This is a genomic window from Pseudomonas sp. NY11955, from assembly GCF_048068035.1.
Lineage (GTDB): Bacteria > Pseudomonadota > Gammaproteobacteria > Pseudomonadales > Pseudomonadaceae > Aquipseudomonas.
On sequence record NZ_JBLUPS010000082.1, the window covers coordinates 1 to 230 of the forward strand.

The window sequence follows — 230 nt, forward strand, 5'->3', positions numbered from 1 at the left end:
AGTTTTTCACTCGCATTGTCGTTACTCATGTCAGCATTCGCACTTCTGATACCTCCAGCAAGCTTCTCAACTCACCTTCACAGGCTTACAGAACGCTCCTCTACCGCATCACCAAAAGGTGATACCCGTAGCTTCGGTGCATGGTTTGAGCCCCGTTACATCTTCCGCGCAGGCCGACTCGACTAGTGAGCTATTACGCTTTCTTTAAAGGGTGGCTGCTTCTAAGCCAA

1 rRNA gene is annotated in these 230 nt (G+C 50.0%); it reads right to left on the bottom strand.

From position 1 onward, the window contains the following. Positions 1-230, bottom strand: a 23S ribosomal RNA gene (locus ACNFBR_RS29360); the annotation flags it as partial.